18 protein-coding genes are annotated in these 20,261 nt (G+C 56.6%); 3 read left to right on the forward strand and 15 right to left on the reverse strand.

Going from position 1 to position 20,261, the window contains the following annotated elements:
- Nucleotides 1-27: 27 nt before the first annotated feature.
- From AEAE_RS04185 to AEAE_RS04215, 7 genes are all read right to left on the reverse strand, one after another.
- Nucleotides 28-741, reverse strand: coding sequence for an L-threonylcarbamoyladenylate synthase (locus AEAE_RS04185; RefSeq protein WP_094689864.1), 714 nt, complete (start codon nt 739-741; stop codon nt 28-30).
- On the reverse strand, nt 734-1,960 hold the full coding sequence (locus tag AEAE_RS04190; RefSeq protein ID WP_094689865.1) for a HemK family protein methyltransferase: 1,227 nt from the start codon (nt 1,958-1,960) through the stop codon (nt 734-736). The genes AEAE_RS04185 and AEAE_RS04190 overlap by 8 nt, the downstream gene beginning before the upstream one ends.
- On the reverse strand, nt 1,960-3,114 hold the full coding sequence (gene prfA / locus AEAE_RS04195; RefSeq protein ID WP_094689866.1) for a peptide chain release factor 1: 1,155 nt from the start codon (nt 3,112-3,114) through the stop codon (nt 1,960-1,962). The genes AEAE_RS04190 and prfA overlap by 1 nt, the downstream gene beginning before the upstream one ends.
- Nucleotides 3,101-4,783 (reverse strand): ClC family H(+)/Cl(-) exchange transporter, encoded by a 1,683-nt coding sequence (locus tag AEAE_RS04200; RefSeq protein WP_148139961.1) that lies wholly within the window; start codon nt 4,781-4,783, stop codon nt 3,101-3,103. The genes prfA and AEAE_RS04200 overlap by 14 nt, the downstream gene beginning before the upstream one ends.
- A gap of 97 nt (nt 4,784-4,880) precedes the next feature.
- A complete protein-coding gene (gene groES, locus AEAE_RS04205) occupies nt 4,881-5,174 on the reverse strand; it encodes a co-chaperone GroES (protein WP_094689868.1) in 294 nt (97 codons plus the stop codon).
- A 296-nt stretch (nt 5,175-5,470) separates the two neighbouring features.
- Nucleotides 5,471-6,508, reverse strand: coding sequence for a hypothetical protein (locus AEAE_RS04210; protein ID WP_094689869.1), 1,038 nt, complete (start codon nt 6,506-6,508; stop codon nt 5,471-5,473).
- A 209-nt stretch (nt 6,509-6,717) separates the two neighbouring features.
- The gene (locus AEAE_RS04215; RefSeq protein ID WP_094689870.1) at nt 6,718-7,428 is read right to left on the reverse strand and encodes a GNAT family N-acetyltransferase; all 711 of its coding nucleotides are present in this window, start codon (nt 7,426-7,428) and stop codon (nt 6,718-6,720) included.
- 105 nt (nt 7,429-7,533) lie between these two features.
- Between AEAE_RS04215 and AEAE_RS04220 the strand changes: the two genes are divergently transcribed.
- Together AEAE_RS04220 and AEAE_RS04225 are read left to right on the forward strand one after the other, a co-directional pair.
- Nucleotides 7,534-7,719 (forward strand): FmdB family zinc ribbon protein, encoded by a 186-nt coding sequence (locus AEAE_RS04220; protein ID WP_094689871.1) that lies wholly within the window; start codon nt 7,534-7,536, stop codon nt 7,717-7,719.
- 280 nt (nt 7,720-7,999) lie between these two features.
- A complete protein-coding gene (locus tag AEAE_RS04225; protein ID WP_094690111.1) occupies nt 8,000-8,470 on the forward strand; it encodes an MscL family protein in 471 nt (156 codons plus the stop codon).
- A gap of 188 nt (nt 8,471-8,658) precedes the next feature.
- Here AEAE_RS04225 and AEAE_RS04230 read toward each other — a convergent pair whose 3' ends face one another.
- The 8 genes from AEAE_RS04230 to AEAE_RS04265 all read right to left on the reverse strand — a co-directional run bounded on the left by AEAE_RS04230 (nt 8,659) and on the right by AEAE_RS04265 (nt 19,402).
- Nucleotides 8,659-8,874, reverse strand: a complete 216-nt coding sequence (locus AEAE_RS04230; RefSeq protein WP_094689872.1) for a hypothetical protein — start codon at nt 8,872-8,874, stop codon at nt 8,659-8,661.
- Nucleotides 8,861-13,243, reverse strand: a complete 4,383-nt coding sequence (locus tag AEAE_RS04235) for a hypothetical protein (protein ID WP_094689873.1) — start codon at nt 13,241-13,243, stop codon at nt 8,861-8,863. The genes AEAE_RS04230 and AEAE_RS04235 overlap by 14 nt, the downstream gene beginning before the upstream one ends.
- A 73-nt stretch (nt 13,244-13,316) precedes the next feature.
- Nucleotides 13,317-14,261, reverse strand: a complete 945-nt coding sequence (locus AEAE_RS04240) for an FHA domain-containing protein (protein WP_094689874.1) — start codon at nt 14,259-14,261, stop codon at nt 13,317-13,319.
- A 185-nt stretch (nt 14,262-14,446) separates the two neighbouring features.
- Nucleotides 14,447-14,830: a 50S ribosomal protein L7/L12 gene (gene rplL, locus AEAE_RS04245; RefSeq protein ID WP_094689875.1), complete on the reverse strand. Its 384-nt coding sequence runs from the start codon at nt 14,828-14,830 to the stop codon at nt 14,447-14,449.
- 113 nt (nt 14,831-14,943) lie between these two features.
- On the reverse strand, nt 14,944-15,456 hold the full coding sequence (rplJ, locus tag AEAE_RS04250; RefSeq protein ID WP_094689876.1) for a 50S ribosomal protein L10: 513 nt from the start codon (nt 15,454-15,456) through the stop codon (nt 14,944-14,946).
- Between the two features lie 301 nt (nt 15,457-15,757).
- Nucleotides 15,758-16,486, reverse strand: a complete 729-nt coding sequence (gene mtnN, locus AEAE_RS04255) for a 5'-methylthioadenosine/S-adenosylhomocysteine nucleosidase (RefSeq protein ID WP_094689877.1) — start codon at nt 16,484-16,486, stop codon at nt 15,758-15,760.
- Nucleotides 16,486-17,838 carry a C1 family peptidase gene (locus AEAE_RS04260; protein WP_094689878.1) on the reverse strand — a complete coding sequence of 451 codons (1,353 nt, stop codon included), beginning with the start codon at nt 17,836-17,838 and terminating at the stop codon, nt 16,486-16,488. The genes mtnN and AEAE_RS04260 overlap by 1 nt, the downstream gene beginning before the upstream one ends.
- A gap of 199 nt (nt 17,839-18,037) precedes the next feature.
- Nucleotides 18,038-19,402 (reverse strand): hypothetical protein, encoded by a 1,365-nt coding sequence (locus AEAE_RS04265; RefSeq protein ID WP_094689879.1) that lies wholly within the window; start codon nt 19,400-19,402, stop codon nt 18,038-18,040.
- Between the two features lie 174 nt (nt 19,403-19,576).
- Between AEAE_RS04265 and AEAE_RS04270 the strand changes: the two genes are divergently transcribed.
- Nucleotides 19,577-20,260 carry a pyroglutamyl-peptidase I gene (locus tag AEAE_RS04270; protein ID WP_094689880.1) on the forward strand — a complete coding sequence of 228 codons (684 nt, stop codon included), beginning with the start codon at nt 19,577-19,579 and terminating at the stop codon, nt 20,258-20,260.
- Nucleotide 20,261: the final 1 nt, after the last annotated feature.

Here is a 20,261-nt window from a genome sequence, read left to right on the forward strand (position 1 = left end):
CATTGCCTTACTTCCTGCACGCAAGGCCTACTGTTGTGGATAACTGATAATCTCAGCAAGTCGAGACCGAGAGATTACCCCTTCGCGCAGCACGTCAATGCCCAAAGCAGCCCCAGGAGCAGCCTTCACCACCGTCGACGCAACCGGGCCAGGGGTCGGGCCAGCATCCAGGTAGAGCGCCACCGAGTCACCCAACGCAGCAGCAGCTTGCCACGCCGAGGTTGCAGACTCTTCACCCGAGAGGTTCGCCGAAGTCGCCGCCAGTGGCCCCGTCACAGCAGTAATCGCATGCAAAGCGTCACTATCGGGCACGCGAATAGCCTGCGTCAAACTGCCATCGTCCTCGCGGCGAACAGTGGCCAGAGGGGTCGACTCGCGAGCCTGCGCAATCGGTGAGAAACCACCCGGCAGAAGGGCTGCGCTCAAACGGTCCAGCGGCTGCGGAAGGCTCAAATGAAGCTGAGGCAGACGCTCCAACGAGTCGAGCAAAACCTGAATAGACTTCGCCCGCGGGCGATGCTTTGCAGCAAAAATACGCTCTACCGCATGCGCGTTGGCTGGGTCTGCTGCCACACCGTACACGGTGTCAGTGGGCACGACGACGAGCTGACCAGAACGGATGAGGAATGCCGCGAGTTTCAAGCTTTCCTCAGTGATAGGCAGCACGCGAGCCTTTACTTCTGCGCTGAGCTGTTGAGCGTACGTGAGCTCAGACGATTGCTTGGGTTGATAATCACTCATTGCTCTCACTCCTTCGGCCAGCTGCTCGAGCCTGTGGTTGGTACGCTTGGCTCCACCGGTCTGCTCCAGAATAATCCTGGGCGGTCATGATCTGTTCAAAACCGGCGTTTTTATAAGCTTCTCGCATGGCTTGGCCTTGGGTGAGGTCATGCTCCATGGCAACGAACCCGCCCGGTTTCAGAATAGAGGCTACGTGGTGGATCAAAGCCTGAGGGAATTTCATCCCGTCAGCAGAACCGCCGTACAGGGCCATATCTGGGTCGCTGCTCGCCTCGGGCTGCTCGATGGGCCTCACGGTAGGCAGGTAAGGCGGGTTGGAAATGACGATGTCAACGCCTGGGGTGAGCTGCTCCTTGCTTGCCAGTTTGGCGAAGGTCTCGTTCAAGAGTTTCCCCAGATTATCAGCCAGAACATCTGCTTGAATGCCGCAGAAATTGGGCAACGCATAGCGTTTTTCATTGCGCCGCAAGTAAGCAAAGGCGCCATCGGAAAGTTCCACACCAACGACGAGCGCTTGAGGCAATTCTTGTGCGATGCTCAGGCCTATTGCGCCACTTCCTGCGCATAGGTCGACGATGGTGAGCGGGTAAGGTTCGTCGGACTTACCGCTCTCGGCAGACTGCGCCATATGAGCCCGCGTCGAAGCGTCGCTAGCAAGCCTGCGAGCTGCTTCATCGAGAACGGCTTGTACTACGAGTTCGGTTTCGGGACGCGGCACAAACACACCCTGTCCTACCTGCAACTCCAAGTTTCTGAAGGGAGCATAGCCGAGAATCCATTGCAATGGCTCGCGGTTCACGCGCCTGCTCACCACGTCAGCAAAACTGGCACGAACGAGCTGCTCGTATGCGGCTTCACTCAACTCGCCGTCAGCTTCAGAACTGTTTCCCCCACTCTGAAAAACCCCAGTTCCCGCGTGGACCTCAGCGCTACTCCCCTCGCTCTGCGCCTGCGCAAACAGTTCGCGCGCATGCGCGAGCACCTGGCCCCACGGCTCGTTCATCACTTCCCACACGCGCAAGCGCGAGAGCAGCTGCCCAGAAAGCTCAAAGCGCTTGCCCGCTAAGCTGAAAGCGAGGAGTTCGCGGGCTTCAAAACCTGCTGAAGCCTGCTCAATCCCCGCATCCGTCAACACCTGAGAAAGCGCAGTGACGACAGTGTGCAGGCGAGATGGAGGCGCACTGATAATCTCAAGAAATGCTGAAGAAGGGTGAGCCATCAGTGAGCCTGCGCTTGCAACTTAGCCTCTTCATCAGCGGCAATGCACGAGTCAATCACCGCCTGCAAGTCGCCTTGCATCACCTTGTCGAGGTTGTACGCCTTATAGCCCGAGCGATGGTCGACGATCCTGTTCTCCGGGAAGTTATACGTGCGGATTCGCTGGCTGCGGTCGAGGTTCCTCACCTGCGAGCGGCGCGCATCAGAAGCCTGAGCCTCCGCCTCCTCACGCTTGAGGGCCATCAAACGCGAGACGAGAACGCGCATAGCTGCCGCACGGTTTTGAATTTGGGAGCGCTGGTCCTGCATGCTCACCACAATGCCCGTCGGAATATGGGTGAGGCGAACGGCCGAATAGGTGGTGTTCACGCCCTGACCGCCTGGGCCCGAAGCTTGGAAGGTGTCGACGCGAATATCCTTAGGGTCGATCTCGATTTCCTCGTCCTCATCCGCCTCCGGGAACACGTATACGCCAGCCGCTGAGGTTTGAATGCGCCCCTGTGTATCGGTGACGGGGATTCGCTGGACGCGGTGCACACCACCCTCATACTTGAGCTGCGCCCACACGCCTTGGGAGGGGTCGGAAATATGAGGTGCGCGAATGGCGATCTGCGCGTCCTTAATACCGCCCAGGTCAGTCTCCGTGCTCGACTGAATTTCGACATTCCAGCCCTTGATCTGGGCAAAACGCTCGTACATGCGCAAAATATCGCCGGCAAACAGCGCTGCCTCTTCGCCGCCCGTGCCTGCCTTAATTTCCATAATGACGTCACGTCCGTCGTCAGGGTCGTGAGGCAACAAGGCTTGCCTGAGATTATCAGCGCTGCTATTCCTCTGCTCTTCCAGCGCAGTCGCCTCAGCTTGCACGTCGCTCGCCTCAGGGTCGAGCTCTAACAGCTCGCGCGCTGCAGTCAAGTCAGCATCCGCACTCGAAAAAGCTCGGTAAGCGTCGACGACGACGCCGAGCTCGGCAAGTTGGCGGCCGAGTTTTTTCAGCGCAGCAGGGTTGGCTGCCACCTCAGGGCTGGCCAAAGAGTTTTCCACTTGGGCGTGCGCGCGCAGAGCAGATTCGATCGCCGAGCTTTCAATGCCGTAAGCGTTCAGCGCTTCCTCATGCGCGTTCAATGTTTTCAGCAGTTCGTCAGAACTCGCCATTCTCAGCCTTTCTTGCTTGCCCGTTCAGCGTTCCCAGTTGGCTCACTCGCAACAGTGAGAATACCTTCTTGGCTGGGTGGGCACCCAACTCATCGTAAATGGGCTCGCCACCGAACAGATCGTAAATCAAGTATGCCAACAAAGTCACCACACCCAGTGGCAACAGCTCCGCATCCGAAGTCATTTCCATCACGAGGATAATCGCCGTCAAAGGAGCCCTTGTCACCGAGCCAAAAAGCCCAGCCATACCCACGATCACCATTAAGGAAATATAGCCCATCGTGTTGTAACCCAGCCCCAGCGCAATGAAAATCTCAGCAACCAAGGCGCCGACCAGCGAACCGAGGGCGAGCATGGGCAGGAAAATACCTCCCGGTACGCCCGAACCATAGGACAGCTGCGACACCACCAGGCGGATCACCAGGAAGGCGACGAGCAGGCCAATGCTGTAACGGTTCTTGCCCAGAGCGTCCACCAAACCGTTGCCACCGCCCAAAAGGAAGGGGAAGTACACGCCTACCGGGAGCAGCAAAAGCATCGGGATAAACGGGCGGAAAGCCATCGGAATGCGCGCCCAGGAGTAGAAGTTGGTCGCCCAGAACAGGCTCTTTTCATAGAGTTTGGCAATCAAACCGACCACGAGGGCGAGGACGAGCAGCTGCCAGTACTGCCACAGCGGAAGCTTGTAGGTATCCGGCAGGGCGAAAACCGGGTGCAAACCGAACACTTGCACGGTCACTGCCGAGGCGACAATTGAGGAGGTAAAGGCACACAAGCCTGTTTTGATGGTGAAGCGGGAATATACTTCCTCCATCACGAAGAGCACGCCAGCAATCGGCGCGGTGAACGCGGCAGACAGGCCAGCTGCTGCACCGGCGGCGACGAGCTCTTTGCGCGTTTTTCTTGTGGTTCGCGACAGCGGGCCAAAGCCCATGCCCACGCACGCGCCAATCTGCACGGAGGGGCCCTCGCGTCCCAACATCATTCCAGGAGCGAAGCAGAGTAGGCCGCCCACAATCTTGCGCCACAAAATAGACCACCAGTGGAAGAAGATCGGCTGGGAAGCACGCAATCTCTTCTCCACATCAGGAATGCCAGAGCCGGAGCTCGCCGGCTGGGTGAGCACCATCCAGGCCACCACAAACGAGATCATCAGGCACACGGCTGCAATCACGCCAAGCCACCACCACTGGCCCATGCGCGCTTGAGCGTACACCCATTGCACGCCGAGCAGCAAATGCGAAATAGCACGACGGAAGAGCGAGACGATGACGCCAACGACGAGGCCGATGAGCACGGACCAGCCCATCAGGCGCACAGGGGCGAGATGGTGGTAATGATCCGCCCTCAGCTCGTCTCCCACATAGTCGACAGGGTGGCGAAAGGCTTGGCGCAGGGCGATTTTCTCATGGATTTTCTTGCCGCGCTCAAGCCTTTGTTGGCGGATATGCTGGCGCGAATGGTTGCCGGCTTTGACCCAGTTCACATGCCAAGAATCGTGTGTGCGCTGGCTTTTCTTGCTCGCCTTCTTCGTGCCAGTCTTCTTCGTGCCAGTCTTCTGCACACTCGCCTTTGTCGCGTTCAGTTCTCCTTCGTTTGTCTTCTGAACGCTCAGGTCGGCAGGTTGCTCGCTCTCAGCCTTCTCATGCTCTTCGCTCGTTGTGCTCACCACTCCACCTTAGCGAGCGTTTAAGAAAAGAAAAGCTCCCGGCCGCACGCCGAAGGTGCAACGGGGAGCTGTTAATCTCACGAGTTTGTCGAGATTATCACTGCAGAACAGCGAGAATGTCACGAGCAGAAACGATCAAGTACTCTTCGCCCTTGTAGGTCAGCTTGGTGCCGCCGTAGCGAGAATAGAGAACCTCATCGCCGACCTTGACGTCGACAGGAATGCGCTCACCCTTGTCGTTGCGGGTGCCTGGACCAACGGCCAGAACTTCACCCTGCTGTGGCTTCTCCTTGGCAGAATCTGGGATGACCAGACCGGAAGCAGTCGTGGTCTCTGCTGGAGCCTGCTTAATAATGACCTTATCTTCCAATGGCTTGAGTGAAACTGCCATCGCGAACTTCCTCCTTATGAGATGTTCCAATGGTGACTCCCAAGCGCGCGGCGGCTGACGAACACCCACACTTCAGAAGTTCCACTACAGGAGAATACCACGAATTAGCACTCATAGTGACAGAGTGCTAAACTCTCGGCGATTTGCACTGAAAGCGAACGGCTTGAGATTATCACCGCGATTATTCCGCTGCCATTCCCGCCTTCACCTGTGCTGTACTCCGCGCTTCGCGCGTAGCTGTCAGCAGGTTGTGGTTATCGCATTGCGATCAGCACGCAGCGATCTGCGCGTGCCAATCAGCGGGTTTTGTCGAGCACGCCGAGAACTTGAGCCATGCTCACCGACGGGGTCACGCTCTCCTCAATCTTGCGCTGCTCAGCAGTGCTCGGCTTCGTAGCCTTGGCGACTACCTTCTGCGACTTCACCGGCAAGGACAGTGCCTGGGACGGCGCTTCCACCGAAGCTTCAGATTGCGCCTTCGACGGTGCTGGAGCAGGGTTGTTCTTGAGATCGGAAAGCTTGGTGACTTGCGCCCCGGCCTGCGCAGCAGCTAGCTTAACACCCGCAGCTTGTGTCTTCTTCGCCTGAGCCTGCTGAGCTTGCGCCCTCTGCTGTGCCTTCATCTGTGCACGAGTGCAATCGGCAGAAGTGAGCTTGAAGATTTCTGCCGCACTCATCACATCAGTCTGTGGCTCGTCGCTGCTCTTGCTCTGCTCGGCGCGCTCACCAGCTCGCTTGCTCTCAGCGTGCAGCTCGGCACGCTCACTAGCTCGCTTGCTCTCAGCGCTCAGCTCTCCCCTAGCAGCTTGCGCGCTATTCCTCGTCACCGCCTTACCCACACGCTGCTCACCAGCCAGGCGGGAACGCTGCTCGGCCACTTGTTCTTCCCACGTCCTGGCAATCTGGGAGGCTCGAGCACCTAAGCCCAAAACAACGGCCAGCAAAGCCAGAGGAATGAGCACGAAAGCGGCGTTATAGTGGGCCACAAAAGCGCCAAGACCAACAGCGAGAGTGAGAACGAGCAAGCCTGCCACCAGGTAGCGGCGGCGGCGAATACTGGCCTTGCGAGCGGCGCGAACAGAGGCGATGTACGAATCGGAAAGTCGACCAGCAGCAGCTTCACTCATAGTGTCCTCCCACGTTTTGCGCTCGCGGGCCTGCTCATCCAGTTCCCGCGTCAAATTCACCGAATTAAGTTTGCCTGAGTTTTCAATAGCCCGATCCCTGCGAGTTTTCATCTGGTGCTGAAAGTAAGCCAATGGCGCCATTGCCAGTACGGCTACGATCGCAATTACCAGAAAGGCGAGGCTGGCAAAACTATCAAAACCCGGCATACCTGTTCCTTCTCTATTCTCCCTCACCACCCTAATAGTTCAGGGGAGAAAAAGCTCGCAAAACGCCTGAAGTTTTCCCCAGATTAACATCACAGATTAACACCGCAGATTATCACCCAGCAATTCTCCAGAGCTCAGAAGCCACCCGCGCATCAATGAGCGGCGATCGTTCAGCGCGCTCCCTCAGCGCACACTCTCGCGGCGCTCCCTCAGCGCACACTCTCACGACCATCCGCCTGCAAAGTTTCAAATTGCACGTGGTTGAGCACACCCTCATGAGCAACTGGGTCCGTCGCTAACAGTGCAAAGCACAGGTGGTCACGCCACTGTCCGTTGACATACATGAAACCTCGGCGCAGTCCTTCCTCGCTAAAGCCTGCTTTCTGTACGACTCTGAGTGAGCGGGAGTTGAAGGGAACAATGTCGACTTCTACGCGATGCAAGTGCGGACCAGTCGGCGCACTCAACGCCCAGTCACTGACCAAACCCAAAGCCGCAGGGGCGATATCGTGCCCAGCCCAGCCTTGTGCCACCCAGTAGCCCACAATTCCTTGGCGAATCGGGCCATATTGCATCGCCCCGATGCTTATTTCTCCTACCAGCTCGTCATCAATGAAGATTCCCCAGACTACTGAGTTTCCGTTAAGTTCATCTTCATGGTTGGCTTGCACCCATTCAGGAAACTGGGGTGCAGCAGCATAGTCAGGGTCGCAAGAATCCCAGGGCCTGAGCCAATGAGCATTGTCCGAGCGCACGCGAAGCCACTGTTGTTCATCTGCAGCTTGGTATTCGCGTAATACGAGGTTGAGGTTGTGAATGCGGCCGGTGAGGCTTACCGGGCATTCAAATCCGCCTCGGCTCATCTGTGTGCGTGCTTCGCTTCCTGTCAGCCATACTCGGATGGACTGCAATATGCTCATACTTCTTATTATGCTCAGCGTGAAGTCAACAGATTTTCATCTGCTCGTGAGAAATTCCGCGCTGCTACTAGTATCTTCTACAGATGTACTGAAGAAAGGGTTTTCATGCCAACCTATCATTACCGTTGCAAGAACTGCGGCTATGACTTTACTCAAGAACAGTCTTTTGAAGATTCTGCCCTCACCGTATGCCCGAACTGCCATGAAGAGCAGCTGCGCAAGGTGTTCTCTGCTGTCCCGATCGAATTCAAGGGCAAGGGCTTCTATCGTACGGACCACTCCTCCAAGTGAGTGAAACCTACTGAGTAACCTGCCCTAACAACTGCAGCATAATGTACAGCTCAACGTACAAGACAGGTGAGGGGTCACTCGTTCACTGATCGGTGCGTCTGCCGTATACGAGAGAATGAGAGCGGTATAACCGCTCTTTTTCTTTTTCACCCCGGGGCATACCCAGCTGCAACTGCGGTAGTGCGTGGGTAAAAGTAAAGATTGCCACCATTGAGGAAAGAAAGGTTGAAAAATGGCTGTTGCCCCTCAGGATTCCGTCGAGCAGTATCGCGAAGAAGGCGTGATCGCCGGTTTTAAGAAGTTCATTGCTCGCGGCAACATGATTGACATGGCAGTCGGTCTGGTCATGGGTACTGCTGTGACCACTGTCGTGACTGCAATCGTCAAGAACATCATTAACCCTCTGATCGCCATGATCTTTGGTAAGGCTGATATGTCTGGTCTCTTGGCCTTCACCTACAACAACTCGACGATCAGCTTCGGTGCTGTTCTGGACGCTTTGATCAACTTCTTCGCTGTCGCTGCTGCCGTCTACTTCTGCATCATCGTTCCCATCAACAAGGTGCGTGAATTGAGCACTCGTCTGGTCAAGAAGAATGCTGCCGATGCTCAAGCTGCTGCTGATGCTGCTGCGGACGCTGAAAAAGCTGAGGAAGAAGCTGAAGCAGAGAAAGCTAAGGCTAACCGTGAGCATGAGCTTGCTCTTCTGGAGAAGATCGCTTCTGAGCTCGAAGCTCTGAATAACAAGTAATTCTTCAGATTATCAGTACGCTAAAGGCCTGCAGGTACTCACCTGCAGGCCTTCTTTTTGTGTTCATGCGCTCTCACTGTGCTTTATCGCGTAGCACACGCGGTGACCTCATTCGCTTTGGCGCAGTCACGTTCCTCGCACGTGCACGCTCATTGAACTCGCAGCTCGTCGCAGCACATGCGCGTGCGCTACACTCCCGCTTGGTCTCGCTCAGCGCTGAAGAGGGAGAAGTGCGGTGGAAGCTCGCGCAACAACCGCTCCTCTTCCTTCTTCGCTTCAATTTTCTGCTGCGTTGTCGGGCCCGTTTCAAACTCGGAGAGGCTCACAGTGAACTTCTCTTTGCCTTTGTACACCACGCGCTTATGCTGGCGCGGCTTGCGCTTTGGCTTCTCACTGAGCGTCATGCTGCTCCTTCGATTCAGACTGTGCAGACTCTGCAGACTGTGCAGCCTCCGCCTCAGAGTGATCCGCTCCTTGCGCATCACCAGCAGGTGACGAAGCCGCCTCGCCACCAGGTTCGCTCCCCGGCTCACCAGTAGTCAGCTCATCTTCAACCTGAGCCTGCTCCCCTGCTTCATGCTCTTCTGAACCCACGGGATGCTCCACCTTGCTCTGCTCAACCAAATCCGACAATGCGGTGTGAGCTTGCTCGAGCTTCTGCTTGGTATCCGCATCGAGTGGGAGAATCTTCTCAATTCTGGCAATCTGGCGGTCAGGGTCAACAAACAAGCCCACGCTCCACACCTGCAAGGTTTTCCAACCAGCAGCAGCAAGCTGAGCCGGGTACGTGCGATGACGCAAACGCAAGGACGGGACAGCCATGAAAGCCTCGTCATCAGTAAACACGGCCAAAGTAAAGCCTTCACCCGGCTTACCCACCACCAAAGGCAGGTTCAAACGCGAGGTGCCGGAGTTCACACCATACGACACTGCCGTCTCATAGCCGCGAGCACGCAAACGCTGAGCCAAATCACTGAGCAACACACCAGCAGACTGGATGTGCTCCACCGCCTGCCATTCCGAATTCGGATCCGTACGGCGGATTGCGGAATGCTGCTCGCGCGACACCTTCTCAGCCCAGGCGAGAATATCCTTGAGCAGGCGAGAACCAGGTTGCGTCAATCTCGAGTCAACCATGTCAGCAGCCTTGAAGGCCGAGACGATCGTGAGATTACCACGAACCAATTCCAACGCCGAGTACAGCAGCATGTCGCCACCAGGCTGGCCCACCTCACCAAACTGCTGAAGCAGAGTGCCGCTCGGAAGCTTGCCAAAACTCGTCGAAATAATCACGTCACCTGGCAGCGCTGCACCCACCGAAGCGATAGTCAACACGGAAACCTGAGCCAGGAAGCGACGCATCACCTCCGAGCTGCGAGCCTCACCGTTAAGCGCCTCGACGATAAGCTGACGGTCCTCGTCAGTCACCGTAATGATGCTCAGATGTGCCGACGAGCGGGCAGGGTCGCCAGCCTGACGGCGAACTTCAGCCACTACTGCGGCCACACCTTCCTTCGTCGAGCTAACCACCGAATTGTTCACCGGCAAGCCCGTCGAATTGGTGAACACCCAGTTGATGGACTGGCGAGTCTTCAAGCCCACCGGCGCATCCCACGGCACGCCAGGAGCAGGCAAAACCGCAAGCTCACGGTGATGGGCGAGCAAGAACTGGACGAGAACGGCAGGAAGAGATGCCGGCGCAACAGGAACCTCCACCACCGGCAGAAGCTTCATCACATAACGCAACACAGGGTTGACAGTGTGCTCGCCATCGGCAACCACCGCGGCACTCGTTCCAGCAGCCAACGCCACAATAATCTGTTCGACGCTCGCACGCTCAAAGCCGTCCAGGATTACCACATCGGCGTGAAGGTTCGAACCAAAACGAGCGGCCTCACCAGCGCTCACCACCCAAATCGGCTTAGCAGCGGCCATGAGGTCAGGGAACTTCGCGGCAATCTGCGTGATATTCGAGGCGGCCGAAGTGCTGAGCAACTGGTGGAAGCGATTGGCCTTCGCCTCATCCGAGTACAGCAACTGCACGAGCTTCTTGGTGAGCTCTTGGCATACGCGCGGGCCGATAGTCTGGATGTGCTTGGCGTCCAAGGAGCGGAAGTCCTCCACCGTCTGGCGCAACAGGGAGCCATCTTGATCGCTCAAGATGCCTGTCGTATGAACTAGCTGCTCGAAAACGGTGGACCACCATGCCAAGCGCAGCTCGGCTGGAGCTTGGTCGGTTTCAATATGCCTGCTCGACAAGTTCTCCAGCAAGTCGCCCAAGCCTGCCTGGACGAGGTCGCGTTCCAAACTGGCGCGTTCGGGCAGAGAGTCGAGGTCCTTACGATCGGCGTAGAGGGCGCGCAGGTCGTGGTCGAGCTGGACGAAGCTGAGCTCTCCCAGCGGCGTGGTGCGCGGAGTGGATGCCAAAACGGCGTCCAAAGCGGTGATGTCCGAGTTGAGGTCGTCGAAGGAGTTGACCATCTCATCCAAGCCGTCTGGAATGGTCGGCCAGCCACCGCGGGTGACCATCTCGTGCCAGCGGCGAGACTGGTGACGAACTTCTTCCAACACTTCATGAAGGTCGAGATCGTGCATTCCTGGGCGTAGCAGGTGGCGGATTTCTCGCTTCATGCGATGCCTCTCCCACCAGCCCATCGAACCGGCCTGGCCCTTACGCTCCTTACGCTCCTTCTTGCTCAGCGTTGCTTCAAGGAAGGGGTCGAGGTCGCGTTCGAATACTTCAGGGGTGAACACGTCGAGAACTTGGCGCACTCCTTGCAAAACGTTGAGCTGCTGGCCCCATTCGGCTGGAGATTGTGGCACCGGGAAGCCGGTGGCGGTGACGGCTGCGGCGATCTGCTTGCGCAGTGTTGGCATGGTCTTGTCCAGCAGGCGGATCACGCGGATCGTCGCCTGGTGGGCTTGCTCATGCGTGTAGAGTGCGGCATGGTACCAAGTGGTATCTTGTGGGCCCAAGGTGTAGCCGTGAAGTTCGCCCAAACGCACCAGCTGGTCAGCATAGTCATCGAGCTTGCCGGCTAAGCGTTGAGCGGTTTGCTGGCTGAAGCGCACGCGGTTACGTGGCCTTTGCGGCAGGCTGGCGAGCTTGGCCAAGTGTTCGATGGCATCGTAAGCGCTCACCGACCAGGGCTTGACCTCGTGGTGCAGCTCGTCGAAGTAGCCGCTCAAACGTTGGCGCAGACCGGAGAGTTCGTCAGAGGTGCGAATGAAGGCGCTCATCGACTGGTCGGCGTGATTCTTGCTGTTGAGCGCGGCAACGAGGGTAGCGTCGATGTCGCGTGCCACTTCCGGGTCGGCAACGTCGGCGATAGCAGAGGCCATCTTGTTATGCTCGGCCTGCTGCTTAAAGAGTTTCTTTTGCTCCAGATTACCAGCCACATACAGCACCGATTTGCCCGTCTGAGCTACTCGTGATGCTACGGCAAGCGCTTGGCGGGCGGATTCGTTGCCCATCGCAGCGTTGATAAACAGCGAAGTTCCCTTCGACACCTGACGTGCTGCGTAACGCACAGTGTTGGAAACATCGCCTACTTCCAGCTCGGCGTGAGGGTCGGCATCCTCTTGGCTGAAGCTTTCCAGTTGGGCGTCGTGCAAGGCGCGGATAGAACCTGCATCCTCGGCGAGAGCTTGGATGATGACTGGCGTTTTCGCACGGTTCCTCGCGTCGAGCAAGATTGCTGCCGAGCGTGCGGCGAGCATGAAGCGAGGGTCGTTGAAGCAGCCGACGATCATCGTCTTGTCGATGGTGAAATTCGGGATGATATCTTGTACGGCGACTTCGATTTTTTGCAAAATGAAGCGCTCGTTGACAGCACCTGGGCGGTATTCGGAGGAGGTGATGATCTCGTCAATATTGAGGTGCACACCGCATTGTGCCAGGTGTGAGAGGAAGACCGGGTTGATGGTTACGCGCTTGATGAGCTTGAGCTGTGCTTGGCTCATCACCTTGTTTGCGGGGATTTCCAGTTGCGCTGGGAAGAGGACAACAGGCATGTGCTCAACCTGAATTGGCTCGCCTGCAGCCTTCTTCTTCTGTGTTGGCGCGGGAGTGGACGCCTGCTGAGCAGCTGGCCGTGTAGTTGCAGCCGGCTGAGCGGCTGCGACCGACTGAGCGGCTGCCGCAGCTTGCACGCCACTACCCTGCTGAGTTTGCTCGGCCGGCGCGTGTGCTTGCTCAGGCGCATGCGCAGAATCATCTTGTGCAGCGCCACGCTCAGAAGCCTGTACAGAATCAGCCTTTTCCACACCTTCCTGCGCGGCTGCTGGTTGTTCAGCTCCCTGCTCAGCCGCGCCTTCCTTCTTCTCCCCCTGGGCAATCAGCGGCTGGGTTTCACGCACGTGAGCGGACGAAGCAGCAGGTGAAGCAGAAGCAGGAGATTTCGCGGACTGATAATCTGGAGCCGTCCAGGAAGCGAAACCATAAGCGACAGAAAGCTCCTCAGAACCGTACTCCTCGCCATTCTCGCGCGTGAGGTGCCACAGACGCTCCACTTCGCGCTCGGCGCTCATACGCGTCGCCGACTCGCGGAAAAGCATGTCCACCGTCGCACTGCCCGAGCTCAAGAGGCGCGACATGCCGTTCGGGTTCGCCCCCGACAGGTCGAGACTTGCCTTGAGATTATCAGCATTGCTCAACGCCGAACTGTAATGCTGTTTGATCGTGGGCTTCAACCATTGGGCAAGCTTGGTTTGACCCAGCGGCTTGGCATTTTGCGCAGCAGGATTAGCAGACTGATTAGCTTCTGTATTCACAATTACCTTCCATCTGGCTCACCGCCACCATTGCGGCAAGGAGCATGCGACACAACGGGCAGAACAGGCAAGCTTAGGAGCGTGCCTCACGGAAAGCCTTGTAACCAGGGTTCGTGCTCAAAGCCTGAGCGATATCTGGGTCACCCAGCGAGCCGAGCCACTGGTACAGGTCGGCGTACAAGTACGGGTTGAGCGCCAAGAATGGCAGGAACTCATGGTGCTGAGCCATCGCATACTGACGCTGCTGATCGGCGGTAGTCTTAGCGTCGTCGGAGGTCATGCCATCAATTTCAACAGCAGGCTTCTGGCTCATCTGCCCGCGAGTCAAACGGTCAAACACAGAGCCAGGCTCATAACCCGTCGAACCGGCAGGAGCGTTTTGGGAAGACTGAGCCTGAAGGTTTTTCACCGCGTGCTGAGCCTGCTGGGCCTGTGCTGCCTGTTGGACTTGCTGGGCTTGGGCAGCGGCTGGGTCAAAGTTCACGCCTTGCGCGCTTTGCACGGCCTGGCGAACCTGACCTGCACAGAAGGCATCCGTCGGCTCGCCTTCTCGCACGTCAACGATCTCGTCCACATTGAGGTTGCGCTGCTGCTGAGCGGGACGAGCGCCGAACAGATCAGGAGTTTCTACTAGGCGCTGCTCTCGAATGGCGAACTGCTTGAGCTCAACACCCACCTCACCCAGCTGGAGCTTGACGTCAGGCTGGTCGAGGGACAGTGGCTTGTTGGCAGGAATCTTGATGAGGCGGCCGTCGTCACGCACCACATAGGTGCCATTCGTCGAGTTGAGGTCGGTGATGATGCCCACGCCAGTCTCGGTCACTTTCAGCGAAAGGTGACGCTTCGACATAGAGCGCTGAGGGTCGTCAATGTCCAAACGCTTGGAGTTGTCGTCAGGCAGGGATGCTGGGCGCAGAGGGGTGCGGCCGATGATGACGCTTTCGCCAGGAATATAGCGATACTGCTGGCCGGTGGCCAGAACGGTGATAAGCCAGCCATGCCTTACTTCTGTGGACATGTGAACCTCCGAACACTAGTGCTCTGCTTTTGCAGTCTCTAGCTTCAAGACTACCGTTTTGGCTCCATCATTGACAGATTTTCTGAGATTTTCAGCGATTTTGAAGCAAATTGGAAATACAAAAAGGGCATGCCCTTGTGGACATGCCCTGAAAGTAACAAGTGACCTGCTTATGCAGGCATGAATCACTTGAGCTCGACGGTTGCGCCTGCGCCCTCGAGGTCTTCCTTAGCCTTCTTGGCGTCGTCAGCAGACACGCCGGAGAGGATGGTGGAAGGAACCTTGTCGGTGAGAGCCTTAGCCTCGGCGAGACCCTTCTTGGTGAGGTCCTTGAGGACCTTGATGACCTGGATCTTCTTTGCACCGGCGTTGGTCAGAACGACGTCGTACTCGGACTTCTCTTCAGCAGCAGCACCTGCAGCTGGAGCAGCAGCAGCGGCAACAGCAACTGGAGCAGCAGCCTTGACGTCGAACTTATCCTCGAATGCCTTGACGAAGTCGTTGAGCTCGACGAGGGTCATGTTCTCGAACTGAGCGAGGAGCTCTTCCTGAGTGAGCTTATCAGCCATGATGGCTTCCTTTCATTTCGCGGTTTCCCGCACTTACATTTTTGTAAATCTTTGTTTCAGTGGCGAAGCGTTAGCCTCACACTGTCAAGCACACAGGGCATATCCCTGTAAGCTCAGGCCTGCTTCTGTGCCAGAGCGTCGATCGTGCGGGCAGCCTTGGTTGGCACCTGAACGAGAACGCGAATACCAGAAGCGAGAGCGGACTTGATGTCGCCAGCAAGCTGAGAGAGAGCACCCTCACGAGTCTGCATGTCGGCAAGACGGTTGACTTCTTCAGCAGTAAGAGTGCTGCCGTCAACATGGCCGCCCTTAACAATGAGCTGCTTGTTGTCCTTGGCGAAGTCACGAAGAGTCTTGGCAGTCGACACGTAGTCGCCCTTGATGAAGGCGATAGCGGACGGTCCCTTGATTTCTGCATCAAGGTCATCAATGCCGGCCTCATGGGCGGCAATGCGAGCCAGTGTGTTCTTCGCCACGGTATAAGAGACATCCTGGCCGAGCTTGACGCGCAGATCGGAGATCTGCTCGACAGTCAGACCACGATACTCAGTGAGAATAACAGCGTCAGCTTCCTTGAACTGTTCAGTCAAGGCCTTGATCGCCGCATTCTTCTGTGGCTTATCCATGGCGTTCCTTCCTTAACACCGTTGTTTCGAAGGAAATGTGCACAGGAAAAGATAAAGAACAAGCGGCGCACAAAATGCACGCAAGCATGCTTTCAACTCAACCTGCGCTGGCTTCCTCACGAATTTACCGGAGTTTGCTCCGACCAACGGTCTTTGGTTTGCGTGTGTTAGTATACACAGAACCCCTCGACGTATCCGATTACGACACGCCGAGGGGCTCAGTTTCTCAAACTCAGTAGTGAGCTCACATATTCATCACACGAAGTGATGAGCTCACGTGTTTTCACACTCAGTGATGAGTTCACATACGGCGAATGATGGCTTCCACCAAGCTACTCGCCGTTTCCGCATACGTCGAAATATCGAAGTGACGGAAGGACTCATACTTCGTATTCGTGTTATCCGACAGAGCGCGAATGACGAGGAATGGCAAGCCGTTCTTCGTGGCAATATGACCTACGGCTGCACCTTCCATCTCCACAGCATCTGCCTGCGTTTCCTCACGAACCTTGTTACGCAGCTCATCCGAATCCACAAAGTAATTACCAGAAGCGATAACACCCACCTTGTAGTTGGTTCCCTGCTCGTCCAAAGCCTGCTCGGCGATGCGGATCAATGCAGGGTCGGAACGGTATTCAGTCAAGCCAGGAGCAGCCTGACCCACTAAACGCATATCCGTATCCAAGTAGCGCAGAATGCCACCCAACACCACATCGTTAATGTCGAGCTCGCCCGACACGTTGCCGGCGATGCCAGAGAAGATAACTGTGTCCGGAGAGAAACGGGTGATGAGGTACTGGGTTGCAGCACCTGCTGCCACGGTTCCCATACCAGCAACGGTCGCGACAATCCTTACGGTGTTGCCACGATTGGTCTGAGCCATACCCACCGTAACTGGCAATCCTGCTTCGCTGAATTGCTGAGCGCCGCTGAGCCACTCTCCCAGTTGGCGGACCTCTTCATCCATGGCGCCGATGACGGCGATGGTGGCGGTGGTCTCTTCTTCGGTTTCGTTGACTTCGTCACTCATCAGGCGAGAGCTCCCATCGGATCCCAAGCGTCGAGCTCGAGGGCTGGCTTATTTAAGCCTTCCTGCAGTTCGGCGGAAAGCATGGACTTTGGCACAGCAACCTCATAGACGTACTCGTCGAACCACTCATCATCCATGGTGAAGTAACCCTTGTCGGCAACGTCCTCACCCCACGAGTTCTCCACGCGCCAACGCTTGGTGGTGGTGCCGTCGTCAGCAACATCCACACCGTTGAAGGCCATAGCGTGGTTCATTGCGGAATCCCAGTAGCGAACGCGCTCTTCCTTGTTGAGGCTCTGGCCGAAGCCATACACGGACTCATAGTCGAAGAGGTTCACCGACCAGTTGCCCTTCTGACGGTCAGCGAATGCGCCGCAATCGCAGCCGAACCACACCGGGATGCCCTCTTCCACGAGGATGCGACGAGCGAGATCCTTCATCACGCTCATATCCACGTTGAGGTACTCGGTTGGGTCACCGCCAGCGACATTACCCAAATGCTGGATGGCGATCTTCTCACCGCGTGGGTGCTCCTGACGTGGGTCGTTGACCAGGCACACATAATCTTCGAGGTGTGCTGGGCCGACGTACTTGTTCCAGAACTCAACAGGAGTCATTTCGCCGTCACGGTGGAAGTTGCCCTCATCGTCGGTGTACTCCCACTCGAAGCTTACTGGTGGCTCACCGAGGTTGACGGTGAGGATGGAGTGTGCACGTTCCACGCCTTCGTTAATCAAACGCTCAACTTCAGCAGCGTTGTCCTTGTTCTGGAACATGCGAGCCACCTGCTCGTGCAGCATGTGGCGCAGGTGCTCATCAAGGAAGCGAGTGTTCATCGAAGCTTCGGTCTCTGGGAAGAAGTCCTTCGGAACAGCACCGTACTTCTTGTACACGTTCATAGCCATGGTCCACTGGCCACCGTCGCCCATCACCGATTCCATCTGGAACTGGACGAGGCGAGAATCTGGGGTTTTACCCTGAGCAATGAGTTCGGCCATATCGCGCAGGAAGTAGTTGGCACGCTCGAGCTTGTCGAAGTACATGGCGTAGTTCTGGGAGAACTCGAACTCCTGGTTGGCGATGCCCATTTCACGCTTGGCGACGAAGCGAGCAACGTTGAGGGAGCTGAACAGCCAGCAACGGCCAGAACGACGCTGGTTGGTCACCTTGCCCTGGTTGAGCTGGGTGGAGAAGCGACGCTGCAAGAAGCGAGCAGCATCGTAGTTGTAAGCAACCTTATTCACACCATTTTCCACGCTGGCGTTCATAGCCAGGCGACGCTGTGCATTGGAGTCGAAGGAGGTGCGAATATCATTCAAACGCTGTGAGGTAAGTGGCTGATAATCTTGCATAATTGCCTTTCTTCCCAATTCTGAGCTCGAGGGTTTTACCAAACCCAAGATAAACAGATCCGACGCTCACATAAAGAGCATCGGATCATAAATTCGCGTATGTGCCTAGTCTGCTTGCTCAATATGACAATTCAGTTACATACAGAAACATAAGGAGTGATACCTGCGTTTGTTCTGATGTTCACTGTCACCGGTGAGCTTACTCCTCAGAAGTCTGTTCAGCTTCGTTTCCACCGTCCTGATCAGCAGAAGCATCAGCAGAAGTGTGAGAATCAGAACCTGACTGAGCAGAAGCATCCTTCGCAGCAGGAGCTGGAGCCGGAGCGAAGTTACCGAAAGCCTGAGCGAACATGGAGCGAATCTCCGACACACGCTGAGTAATCGAAGCCTCGCGAGTCTGCAACTGAGCAATACGCTCGTTCAAACCATCAATCTCGCTCTTGGCAGCCTCACGCTGCTCGTCCAGCTGCTTGCTGGCCTTGACGCGAGCTTCTTCCACCATCTGGGCAGCTTCAGCATCCGCATCCTTACGCTTCTTATCGGCGTAAGCGTCAGCAGCGTCACGAGTTTCATGAGCCTTCGCCAAAATCTCCTGGCTCTCCTTCTCACTGGCTTCACGGCGAGCCTTGAGGTCATCGAGCAGCTGGCGCACCTTCTCAGTAGCCTCGCTCTGCTGCTGGGAGATTTCGTTGCGCACATTCTCATACTCGGAAGCAGCCTGGGAGAGGGTGTCGGCGCGCTTAACGTCAGCAGCGTCGAGAATCTGCTGAGCCTGAGCCTTGGCAGCATCGGTGATTTCCCCGGCCTGGCGCTGAGCGTCGGAGATCATCTTGCTCACCTGTTCGCGAGCGCGAGAGAGCTTCTGGTTGGCATCAGCCAAAGCCTGCTGAATCTGATCATTCGTGTCCTTCTTCTGACGAGTGATCTCATCGGCAGCGCTCTTACGCTGCTGGGCAATCTGCTGGCTGGCATCAGCCTGCTTCTGAGCGATTTCACGCTCTTGAGCGCTCTTCCATGCCTGAGTTTGCTTGGTTTCTTCCTCACGCTTGTTCTTGAGCTCAAGGGTGAGAGCTTCACGCTGCTCGTTGCACTGCTGCTGGGTTTGAGCAGTCAGCTGGTCAGCCTTGTTCTGAGCCGTGGTGGTAATCGTGTCAGCCTTCTCCTGAGCCTGGGAGATGATGGCCTGGCTCTTGCTCTGTGCGTCGTCGAGCATGTGGCGAGCCTGCTGTTGGGCGGTGTTCACCGTCGTTTCTGCGCGTTCCTTAGCATTGCGCTCGATGCTGGCAGCATCCGACTTGGCGCGTGCGAGCAACTCGCTGGACGTTTGCTCTGCAGAGGCGAGCAGCTGCTGGGCGTTAGCACCCAGGGACGCGAAAGAATCCTTCGAAGGGGCAGCCTTGCGGTTCTTCTCCTTTTGCAACTGTGCTTCCAGAGTCAGAATTCGCGTGTCATACGCCTTAATCTGCTCGCGCATCAAGCGTGCAGACTCTTCGTACTCTGCCACCGCACGATCAACAGTTTCCTTGTCATACCCGCGCAACGTGATCGGGAAAGACTCTGGCATAGTTACCTCCGCTACCATCAGCTGCTCATGCAGACTGACCACATGTGTATTACTTCTCTTTCTACCACGCTCACCCGATAGAAAACTGACATAGCTCAAACTCGCAAACGCTTGTAATTTCAGGCAAACCTGGTGAACGCGCCGCTCATTTTTGCTCCGCGCTAGGATTGCAGTATGCGCGAATTCTCCGTAATCGTTTCTGGTTTCTCCGACACGCCAGATGACCCGACCTCTCAAACTGCTCTGAGCCTCGGTAGTGCTGAAACTCAAGCCTGGCTCGAGCAGGAAACTCAAGCTCATGTGCAGGTGACGCCCGTTTTAGTCCCGCTCTCCTTTGACAAGGCATGGCCTACCTTGCTCGCCACTATTGAGGAGGTTCAGCCTCAGATTGTGGTGTGCTTGGGTCGTCGTCGTGGCGCCCCTGGCATTGCTCTCGACCGTTCGGCGCGCAATCGCATTGAAACCAACCATCCCGATGCTGACGGCACGCAGCCTTTGCCCGGCCCGATTGAGGCGAATGGGCCTGCTGCTTACTGGACTCGCCTTCCATTAGGCCGCATCTTGAACGCTTTTGCCACGCATAATGTTCCCGCTTCCCTCAGTTCGGACGCAGGCACGTATGTGTGCAACGCGCTGTTCTACCATCTGATGCATTACGCTCACGATGCGCACAACCTGTTGGGCGGCTTGATTTGCCTGCCCGATTGGCGCACTACTGATCAGTCGGGGCTCGACCCTGCTGGTTTGACGGCCTCTCAGATGAGTTTGGCTGGAAGGCTCGTCATCGCTCAAACAATCCTCTTCCACGAAGAGCTCAGCGCGATGAACCCTCTGGTCCCCCAGCAAAACACGCATTAGC

The sequence above is a fragment of the Aeriscardovia aeriphila genome (assembly GCF_002259595.1).
Lineage (GTDB): Bacteria > Actinomycetota > Actinomycetes > Actinomycetales > Bifidobacteriaceae > Aeriscardovia > Aeriscardovia aeriphila.

Bases quoted from the DNA above. Each gene is read 5' to 3' on its own strand.
- AEAE_RS04185 (WP_094689864.1), bottom strand. From the start codon at position 741: ATGAGTGATTATCAACCCAAGCAATCGTCTGAGCTCACGTACGCTCAA.
- AEAE_RS04190 (WP_094689865.1), bottom strand. From the start codon at position 1,960: ATGGCTCACCCTTCTTCAGCATTTCTTGAGATTATCAGTGCGCCTCCA.
- prfA (WP_094689866.1), bottom strand. From the start codon at position 3,114: ATGGCGAGTTCTGACGAACTGCTGAAAACATTGAACGCGCATGAGGAA.
- groES (WP_094689868.1), bottom strand. From the start codon at position 5,174: ATGGCAGTTTCACTCAAGCCATTGGAAGATAAGGTCATTATTAAGCAG.
- AEAE_RS04210 (WP_094689869.1), bottom strand. From the start codon at position 6,508: ATGCCGGGTTTTGATAGTTTTGCCAGCCTCGCCTTTCTGGTAATTGCG.
- AEAE_RS04215 (WP_094689870.1), bottom strand. From the start codon at position 7,428: ATGAGCATATTGCAGTCCATCCGAGTATGGCTGACAGGAAGCGAAGCA.
- AEAE_RS04220 (WP_094689871.1), top strand. From the start codon at position 7,534: ATGCCAACCTATCATTACCGTTGCAAGAACTGCGGCTATGACTTTACT.
- AEAE_RS04230 (WP_094689872.1), bottom strand. From the start codon at position 8,874: ATGACGCTCAGTGAGAAGCCAAAGCGCAAGCCGCGCCAGCATAAGCGC.
- AEAE_RS04240 (WP_094689874.1), bottom strand. From the start codon at position 14,261: ATGTCCACAGAAGTAAGGCATGGCTGGCTTATCACCGTTCTGGCCACC.
- rplL (WP_094689875.1), bottom strand. From the start codon at position 14,830: ATGGCTGATAAGCTCACTCAGGAAGAGCTCCTCGCTCAGTTCGAGAAC.
- rplJ (WP_094689876.1), bottom strand. From the start codon at position 15,456: ATGGATAAGCCACAGAAGAATGCGGCGATCAAGGCCTTGACTGAACAG.
- mtnN (WP_094689877.1), bottom strand. From the start codon at position 16,486: ATGAGTGACGAAGTCAACGAAACCGAAGAAGAGACCACCGCCACCATC.
- AEAE_RS04260 (WP_094689878.1), bottom strand. From the start codon at position 17,838: ATGCAAGATTATCAGCCACTTACCTCACAGCGTTTGAATGATATTCGC.
- AEAE_RS04265 (WP_094689879.1), bottom strand. From the start codon at position 19,402: ATGCCAGAGTCTTTCCCGATCACGTTGCGCGGGTATGACAAGGAAACT.
- AEAE_RS04270 (WP_094689880.1), top strand. From the start codon at position 19,577: ATGCGCGAATTCTCCGTAATCGTTTCTGGTTTCTCCGACACGCCAGAT.